We start from the raw sequence: 8,835 nt of genomic DNA, 5'->3' as shown, positions 1-8,835 counted from the left end.
TCACTCAATTCATTTTCGGTCAGGCTCTAAGGAGGCTTTTTTCGCCACGTAACGAATTACCGTTATAAAAAAGCATAAAATAACACAATTATGAGTGAATTGACGCTAAGTTGAGTGAATTCCGGTTGAGCTTATCTGACTTATTTGTGTAAACGCTTACATTGCGCCGGATCGCGATCCATCATACGTAGCTTCTTGTGTCGTTTTTATCGGCGCTGTGAAGATCGTGTTGGTCGTACGGCCTGTTCAGTGTGAGTTGGAGCTCAGAATGTCCGGACGTTACCGTATAGTCATCGTGCTGATGCTGTTTTCGGTTGGTATGATCAATTATATGGATCGTGCAGCTATAGGTATTCTTGCGCCCTTGATGAAGGCCGATCTGCATTTCACAGATTCTCAATTGGGAATAGTTTTCAGTGCATTCTTTGCGGGGTACGCTGTTTTTTCTTTTCTCGGAGGCTACCTTTCAGATCGCGTCGGTCCCAAGAAAACATTTCTGATAGCAGCATGCGCGTGGTCGGTTTTTTGTGCAGCGACAGGTATGGTCGGGAGTATTGCAGCCCTTATCGGGGTGCGCGTGCTGTTTGGTGCTTCTGAAGGACCAATGAATTCTACGACCAATCGTATGATCACCAATTGGTTCCCAAGGCGAGAAACAGCTAGGGCGCTTGGTTTCGCTCTTTCAGGACAAAATTTTGGTAGTGCATTGGCCGCTCCGTTAAGCGTTCTGATCGCTTCATTGTTGGGATGGCGGCTGAGCTTTGTTGTTTTGGGCTCTCTCGGGCTGATCTGGAGTGCTGTTTGGGCATTTGGAGTTCAGGATACTCCTGCGGAATCCCGGTTTGTTTCTGAAGGCGAGAAGAAACATATTGCGTCTGATCGCAAGCCGGTTACGACTATGTTGAGCGAGCAAGTTGGTCCTTTGCGCCAGTACCTTCTGGCTCCCACAACACTGGCTATGGCAGCTGGTTTGTTCGCGCATCTTTATATTCTCTATATCTTCATTTCATGGCTTCCCAGCTATTTGGTGTCTGTGCTGCATGTCAGTACGAAGGGCTTAGCTGGCGCAGCGATGGTGCCTTGGATTGGCGGATTTATCGGATATGCAGGCGGCGGCTTTGTTTCCGATTTTGTGTTTAAGAAAAGCACAAACCGTCTGGCTGCTCGCAAGCTCACGACAATCGTGCCGCTTTTGTCTGCGGTTGGAGCATTGATTGCGGTTCTGTTCGTCACCAATCTGACTATTTCTGTTCTTATTCTTGGATTTGCTCTGATGATGCTTTCCGCTGGAATGCAATCTCTTTGGGCTATGATCCACGAACTCGTTCCGGCGGCCCGTATGGGCAGTGTCGGAGGTTTTATTCACCTTCTGGCAAACCTCTCAGGTGTAATTTCACCAGCCCTGACAGGATTTGCGGTGCAATATACGGGTGGATACACTTTAGCGTTCACGATTGCCTCTGTGACGGGGGTCGTGGGGGCTGTTCTTATGGCTACGGTTATTCGCAGTCGTGCTCCTCAGGAGACCCCTGTGAACCAGTCGTCAGCTGTTCCCAACGGTTATTAAGGAACTCCTGAGAGTATGTCCCAAGCAGAAGCGCAGAGTTATTTTGCTTATGTCGGCTGTTACACGACGCCTCAGCGTCAAGCGCGCGGAAAGGGGATTTCTGTTTTCCGCGTGTCCGAGCGAGGTCGGCAGTGGTCTTTAGTACAGACAATCGCTGCTGGAGATAATCCGTCGTTTCTCGCTGTCGACAGAACAGGCCGTTATCTCTGTGCTGTTCATGGTGACCGCTCTCACATCAGTTCTTATGCAATTGACCGTGCAGCTGGGACGCTTTTTCCCGTATCGGCTAATGGAACATCTGGGACGAACCCGGTTCATTTGGCTTTTGACCCGACAAACCGCTTTATTGTGCTTGCGAATCACTGGACATCGACTGTCGCGTTACTCCCATTTGATGAGGGCACAGGAGAAATCGGCGCTGTGGTCGATCTTGTGGTTTTACAGGGTGAGCCTGGGCCGCATCGGATCGAGCAACATATGGCCAAACCTCATCAGACGGTGTTCGATCCATCAGGGCGATATGTGTTCGTGCCGGATAAAGGTATTGATCGTATTTTCTCTTTCTGTGTTCAGGACGGAAAATTGCAGCCGACGAAGCAAGGCTTTGTTGAGGCTAGAGATGGAGCTGGCCCTCGGCACATAGCGTTTCACCCGACACGCCCTTTTGCATATGTAGCCAATGAGCTGGATTGCACGGTGGTAGCATATCATTTTGATCCGACAGACGGCTCGTTGAAAGCATTTCAGTGGGTGTCATGTTTTCCCGAGACATATACTGGGAATGGCCGCGCATCTGAAATTGAAGTTATTGCAGATGGCACTTTTTTGGTGGTTTCAACGCGTGGAGCGGATCTTCTGACGACGTTCGAGATAGAGCAGGAAACGGGTTTTTTACAGAAAGCTCATTCTGCTCCTTGCGGCGGGAAAACGCCTCGTTTTTTCACGTTTTTGCCGTCTGAGAAGGTCATTTTAGTGGCGAATGAAGGATCTGATAATATTGTTGGCTTTGATGTCGATCTTTCTAATGGGGATGTTATTAATTCCCAGCTCTGTGCTGAAACCGAAAGCCCAAGTGTGATCTGTGTTCTTCCCGCTGAAAAGGGAGTGCAGGTATGAAGCGCATAGCGACGTTGCTCGCGGTTTTACCGTTGATGCCTATTGCGGCGGCGGCATGGGCAGCAGATATGCCTGGGTCGTCTGATTTGATTGAAAAAGGAAGGCAGGTTGCTGTCGCGGCGGATTGTGCGGCCTGTCATACGGCGTCCGAAGGCCGGCCTTTCGCTGGTGGCTATCCTTTACAAACGCCTTTAGGGACAATTTACTCCACAAACATTACTCCTTCGGTCAAGAATGGGATTGGTGCGTATGACGAGGCTGCTTTTGCGCGCGCGGTGCGTGAGGGTGTTAAGCCCGACGGCACTCATCTTTACCCGGCAATGCCTTACCCTGCGTATAGTGGCATAACAGATGCTGATCTCCACGCTCTGTACGTTTATTTCAAATCAGCCGTGGCCCCTGAAGATGTCTCACCTCCCAAGACGGATTTAGGGTTTCCGTTCAATATCCGTGCGAGCATGATCCTGTGGAATATGCTCTATCTGCCTTATCAGCGTTTCGCACCAACGGCGGAAGAAACGCCTCAGATTGCCCGTGGTCGGTATTTAGTCGATACTTTGGAGCATTGTGGCACATGCCATACGCCGCGTGGTCTCATGATGGGGCCGCAATCAGGAAAAGATCTCGGCGGAGCGCAACTTGGGGCATGGGTTGCCCCAAACATAACGCCTGATTTGCTCTCCGGGATTGGAACTTGGTCAGATGAGGCTCTCGCAAGTTATCTGAAAACCGGTGTTGCAGCGCATCTTGCGCAGGCGGCAGGGCCGATGGGGGAGGTTGTAGAACATAGTACTCAATACCTTCCTGACGGAGATATTCAGGCGATGATTGCTTATTTGCGTCACGTGCCGTCTGTGAAGGGGCAGGCTGTTCATCCTCGCTCCGAGTATGGTGCTCAAGGGGGAGATGAAGCGAGCCTGCGTGGCCTCACGAGCAATGTTGATTTGGGGTGGAAGACTTTCAGTGGCGTGTGCGCCACCTGCCATCAGGTTTCTGGTCAGGGGCGCAATCAATATCCCGCTCTGTTTCATAATACGGTGACGGGGGCAGATAGTCCTGACAATCTTGTGGCGACGATCCTGTTTGGGGTGAGGCGCACGGTGGATGGTCAAACACATTATATGCCCGGTTTTGGGGATGCTGCGGCCTGGACCGACCAACTCTCTGACGCTCAAATTACTGCCGTCGCTAATTATGTTTTCAAGCAGTACGGCAACCCGTCAATGCATGTAAGCGCGAGTGATGTGGCGAAGGAGCGAAATAGAGGCTCTTTGGCGTCATCCATGCAGAAATTCCTCAGTATTCTCGGAGGCGTTTTTGCTTTGGTTGTGATTGTTGGATTGTTCGCACTATTGCTCCGGAGGAAGAGGGCGTGATTAGATTGAGTAAGTCTCTGACGCGTTCGTCGGTCATGCCGGAGCGTCGTGTTATGCTGGGGCGGAGGTCTATGCTGCTGGGGTGCGGAGTTGCCGGACTCTTGGGTGCTGCTGGCTACTCCAGTGTTTTATATGCCTCAGATCAAACAGACTTTTTGAAAGTCTCATCCATCCTTACAGGTAAGGATGACTTGGATCCAACGCTTGCGGCACGCTACGAAGCGTCTTTGACGCGTCATCAGGCAGATTTTCCAAAGCGTCTCAATATATTGGGACATATTATCGCTCAGGGATCTTACAAAGACGTCGAATCTTTGTTCGCGAGTTCTCTGATGCCGTCCGATCGTGAGACCGCAATGTCGATTATCTCCGCGTGGTATCTGGGGGTTGTTGGTGAAGCCGATCAGGCAGAGCTGATAGCCTTTTCCGATGCCTTGATGTACCAGCCCTGCACGGATGTCCTTGTTGTGCCGAGCTATGGCGCCGGCCCTCTGGCATGGGGCGAAAAACCCCCTGTCTAGGATGGTCAGTTTTCGCAGAGCTCAAACTGTCTCTCTGGTAGAGGCGATATTCAGGATTTTAGTATTATGACATCCGAAAAACTGCACGCTGATGTGGTCGTTGTTGGGTCAGGTGTCAGTGGCGGTCTGGTTGGTTCGCTCGCTGCGCGCGCTGGAAAGTCGGTGATCATTCTCGAGGCAGGGCCACGCGTAAAGCGTCACGATATTGTAGAAACGTATCGCAATGCGCCTGTAAAGCTATCACTGGCCAACATGAAGCTTCAGGGAGCGGGGTCGCCTTATCCCAGTATGCCTTATGCACCCAGCACATATGGCGACTATCTTGAACAATTGGGGCCAGTGCCGTTCAAAACCAGTTATTTGCGTGTCGTGGGTGGAACGACGTGGCACTTCGGGTCTGCGCTATGGCGTTTGATTCCGAATGATTTCAGGCTCCAGACTCTCTATGGAAGAGGGCGTGACTGGCCCATTTCATACGCTGATTTAGAGCCTTATTACTGCCGCGCCGAAGAAGAACTCGGGGTCAGTGGTGTTGATGGTCAGGATGAAGGAGGCAATGGAGGGGGCACATTTCCGCCGCGTTCAAAGCCCTTTCCTATGTCAGGTTTACCAGCGCCATATTTTTTCCAACGCTTGCCCGAACAACTGCTTCCCGCTGGCTATCACCCTGTCTTAGAGCCCAACGGGCGTGCGACGCGTCCTTATGGTCAACGGCCTGTATGTGCGGGTAACAATAACTGCAATCCGGTCTGCCCGATTGGTGCCAAGTATGACGGAACTCGGCACGTTGATCAGGCGGAGGCCCATGGCGCAACTATTTTGCCCAATAGTGTTGTATATCGTATCGAAGACGATGCTTCAGGGCAAATTGTAGCTGTTTGGTTTAAAAAACCGGACGGCACAGAACATAGAGTAACGGGAAAGTATTTTGTAATCGCAGCACATGCGGTTGAAACGCCAAAACTCCTGCTCATGTCTCAAACACGCCATTCTCCGAACGGTATCGCGAACAGCTCCGATCAGGTCGGACGCAATCTCATGGATACGTCTGGTATCAGCATGGGGATGATGGCGGCTGAGGATATGTGGCCGGGTCAAGGCCCGACAGAACTCTTAGTCTATTTGAATGCGCGAGATGGTGAGTTCCGAAAGAACTATCCGCAATACAAAACAAAATTGAGAAACGTCGTTCCGACATCGCAAATTGCGTCTGGTTTGTTGAGTAAGGGCGTTGTGGGCAAAGAGTTGGATAAGCAAATTCGATTGCAATCCGCACGGAGTATCAGGTGGGCTGTCGATTTTGAAATGCTGCCTCTTCCGACAAATCGAGTGATCCTGAGTGCAGAGAAAAAAGATGCGCTTGGATTGCCGGTGCCTGCAATTCAGTTTGACATTGATGATTACTGGAAAGCAGGACGTGAGGCCGCTCAGATTGATCTGAAACGTATTGCAGGGGTTCTCGGCGGCGAAGTTACCAAATTTGGCCTTAAGCCGGAAAATCGTCAGCATCCTTCAGGTACGACTATTATGGGAAGCGATCCGAAGAATTCAGTCGTGGATGAATGGTGTCGCGCGCATGATCACAAAAACCTGTTTATAGCGGGGACCAGTGTGATGTCGTCTAGTTCATGTATGAATCCTACTTTGACAGCAGCAGCTTTAAGCATAAGAATTGCTGATACGATTATTTCTGAAATATAATATTCAATTTATTGTCTAGAATTCAAAGTTACCTTTTGTGTTTTATTAGAGGCGCAAAAGGTAACTCTCTAAAAACTTATTATGTCTACCAAGCGCTCGCGCTTGCTGATGGGCCAACCCCGAGCGGTATGTCCCGTTCAAATGTCAGGGCTTCTGGTTCAACATGATACACGCCGAGTGATTGATCTGTATTGTTTTGTACGATCAGTGTGTGCCCATCAGGTGAAAAAATAATACCCTGGGGCCAGTGGCCTACTGGAGCCTCGGCAATTTTTGTCGCAGATTTTTCATCTAGATGGTAAAGAGAAACGCTCCCTTTCCGTTCCGGATGTGCGTTGGAATCGTTAACCGATCCAACGGCCAGTATTCGGCCATCTGGAGAAAAATGCAGAGGCTCTGGTCCGGGAGCAACAGGAAAGCGATAGAGTTCATGTAGTCCGGCTGGGTTTGCACGTAAAATGCTAACTCCTGGTGCCACTTTATCCATTCCTGCGACGGCGATCAGCCCGGATGCGTGACTGATGTCCATCGTATTAGGACTCGACCAGACAGATACCATGTTGGGAGCGGCGCGATACCCGTCTTTTTCTCGGACAAGAAGAGCAAGAGCATTACGCTTACGGAGCACTACGACAGCGTCCTGACTGTTAGGTAGGAATTCTACTGTTGTGGGATTACTGTCCTTTCCAAAATCAATAATCTTCTCATCGACCAGATGTTTGTTAACGACTTTGAAAACCGACACGGTTCCGCCAACGCGATTAGCGACCAGCGCCCATTTTTGATCGTTTGATACGGCGACGCCACTTGGTCCTAGACCTGCTTCGACAGTTTGTATCAATTTGGGGACGCCATGCTCAATGCTGATTACAGATACCCTCGTGTCAGGCACTAAAGGTGCGCCTGGGGCACTGCCGGCTTTGGCGCCGCTAGTGACAACAGCCCAATTAGAGTTTGGGGATACCCACGCCATTGTGGGGGGGCCTTGTACACTTCCCGGTAGTTCGATTCCGTTCCCAATAAAGGGTTGTGATCCGTGAAAGCCAATGAGAACGGCACTATCGGGTGAATAGGTAGACCCTGTCGCCATTTTTCCATTTGGCAGAGTGATCGAGTGACCGTCATTAACAGAAATGGCCCACCTCGGCGTATCGAGGGCTGTTTTTGCATAAAGGGTGCTTGGTGCTGCTGAGGAGGCCAGCGCCGTTAAGGCACCAAGTCGCCATAGGGAATGTGACTTTTTACGAGGCACGAGATACGTGTCCAAACGCTCATCCTTTCTTGCGTAATTGTCTCTTTGAGGACGACCATATGGCCGTCACAGCCAAACGATATTATTGTCACGCATAAATGATATTTCTTTCTCTCTCAGACGGTTTAACACCACATAAGAGACTATGGAAACGATTACATATATCATTGGCCTCGAACAGAGGCATTTTCTTGGAAAGATGTCACAATAATGAAAAACGATTCTAAGAGGGCTTCTTCAGACCTACACACCATCCAGCGCCGGCATATTTTAATGGGTGGAGCCGGCCTTTTGGGGACAGGAATCTTCAGTAAAATCAAAAGTGCCCAAGCTGCTGAAGTCGCATGGTCGCCTTCTGTGCGGTTACCAGATCCAGCGATTAAAACATTAGACCCGTCCTTCGAGGATCTAATTAATACATTATCGACAGTACACCGTGTCGCTACCGGTTTTGAGTGGACTGAAGGGCCAGTCTGGTTCGGTGTTGCGAATGTTTTGCTCTTTAGTGATGTTCGTGGTAATCGGATCATGAAATGGGATCCAATGACCAAGGAGACGACTCCTTTCCGATACCCATCTAACTATGCCAACGGCAATACTGTAGATCGTCAAGGGCGCCTACTGACGTGTGAAGGTGAAACGCGACGTATTACGCGAACGAATTTTGATGGTTCCATTGAAGTCATGTGCGACGGCTATGACAACAAGCCTCTTAATTCGCCAAATGATATTGTCTGTAAGTCCGATGGCACTATCTGGTTTACAGATCCAGCTTTCGGGCCAAATTTTGCTGAGGGTGCCTGGCCCCCGTCCCAGACGGCGCGTGTTTATCGGATAGATCCGCAAACGCATAAAACAGTTGGTGTATTGGATGATGTTCCTGGGCCAAACGGTCTTTGCTTCTCGCCCGATGAAAAAACGCTGTACGTTGTTGCATCGCGTCACAAACCGAACCGACAGATTTGGGCTTACGACGTCAGTTCAGACAATAAGCTGAGCAATCAGCGTGTCTTTATCGATTGTGGAAAAGGCGCAGCGGACGGGCTCCGTGCGGATATTCACGGGAACCTATGGTGTGGTTGGGGCTCAGGTGAGGGGCTTGATGGCGTTGCAGTTTTCAATCCTGCAGGAAAAATGATTGGCCAGATATTGTTGCCAGAGCGTTGCCCGAACGTGGCGTTCGGTGGAGTGCATCGTAATGAACTGTACATGACAACCCATACATCCGTTTACAGCCTGACGTTGAAAACTCAGGGTGTGAAGCAAACGAATTAAAAGGTTTCTCCCCTTCCTGATAGAGCA

7 protein-coding genes are annotated in these 8,835 nt (G+C 50.2%); 6 read left to right on the top strand and 1 reads right to left on the bottom strand.

What is annotated here, in order from left to right; all coding sequences use genetic code 11:
* Positions 1-268 precede the first annotated feature (268 nt).
* The 5 genes from GKO01_RS14095 (at position 269) to GKO01_RS14075 (ending at position 6,281) form a co-directional block, all read left to right on the top strand.
* Positions 269-1,567, top strand: coding sequence for an MFS transporter (locus GKO01_RS14095; RefSeq protein WP_099287573.1), 1,299 nt, complete (start codon positions 269-271; stop codon positions 1,565-1,567).
* 15 nt (positions 1,568-1,582) lie between these two features.
* Entirely contained in the window at positions 1,583-2,683 is a 1,101-nt protein-coding gene (locus tag GKO01_RS14090; protein WP_099287572.1) for a lactonase family protein, read from the top strand.
* Positions 2,680-4,059, top strand: a complete 1,380-nt coding sequence (locus GKO01_RS14085; RefSeq protein ID WP_099287571.1) for a c-type cytochrome — start codon at positions 2,680-2,682, stop codon at positions 4,057-4,059. The genes GKO01_RS14090 and GKO01_RS14085 overlap by 4 nt, the downstream gene beginning before the upstream one ends.
* A 35-nt stretch (positions 4,060-4,094) precedes the next feature.
* Positions 4,095-4,580, top strand: coding sequence for a sugar dehydrogenase complex small subunit (locus GKO01_RS14080; protein ID WP_348537212.1), 486 nt, complete (start codon positions 4,095-4,097; stop codon positions 4,578-4,580).
* Between the two features lie 66 nt (positions 4,581-4,646).
* Positions 4,647-6,281: a GMC family oxidoreductase gene (locus tag GKO01_RS14075; protein ID WP_099287569.1), complete on the top strand. Its 1,635-nt coding sequence runs from the start codon at positions 4,647-4,649 to the stop codon at positions 6,279-6,281.
* 85 nt (positions 6,282-6,366) lie between these two features.
* Here GKO01_RS14075 and GKO01_RS15830 read toward each other — a convergent pair whose 3' ends face one another.
* Entirely contained in the window at positions 6,367-7,173 is an 807-nt protein-coding gene (locus GKO01_RS15830) for a lactonase family protein (RefSeq protein WP_167383506.1), read from the bottom strand.
* 570 nt (positions 7,174-7,743) lie between these two features.
* On the opposite strand from GKO01_RS15830, the gene GKO01_RS14070 reads away from it, so the two are divergent.
* A complete protein-coding gene (locus GKO01_RS14070; RefSeq protein ID WP_244901488.1) occupies positions 7,744-8,808 on the top strand; it encodes an SMP-30/gluconolactonase/LRE family protein in 1,065 nt (354 codons plus the stop codon).
* Positions 8,809-8,835: the final 27 nt, after the last annotated feature.

This window comes from Gluconobacter kondonii, assembly GCF_002723995.1.
Lineage (GTDB): Bacteria > Pseudomonadota > Alphaproteobacteria > Acetobacterales > Acetobacteraceae > Gluconobacter > Gluconobacter kondonii.
Note: the sequence above shows the minus strand (reverse complement) of the source record. Positions and strands in the feature narration are given on the sequence as shown.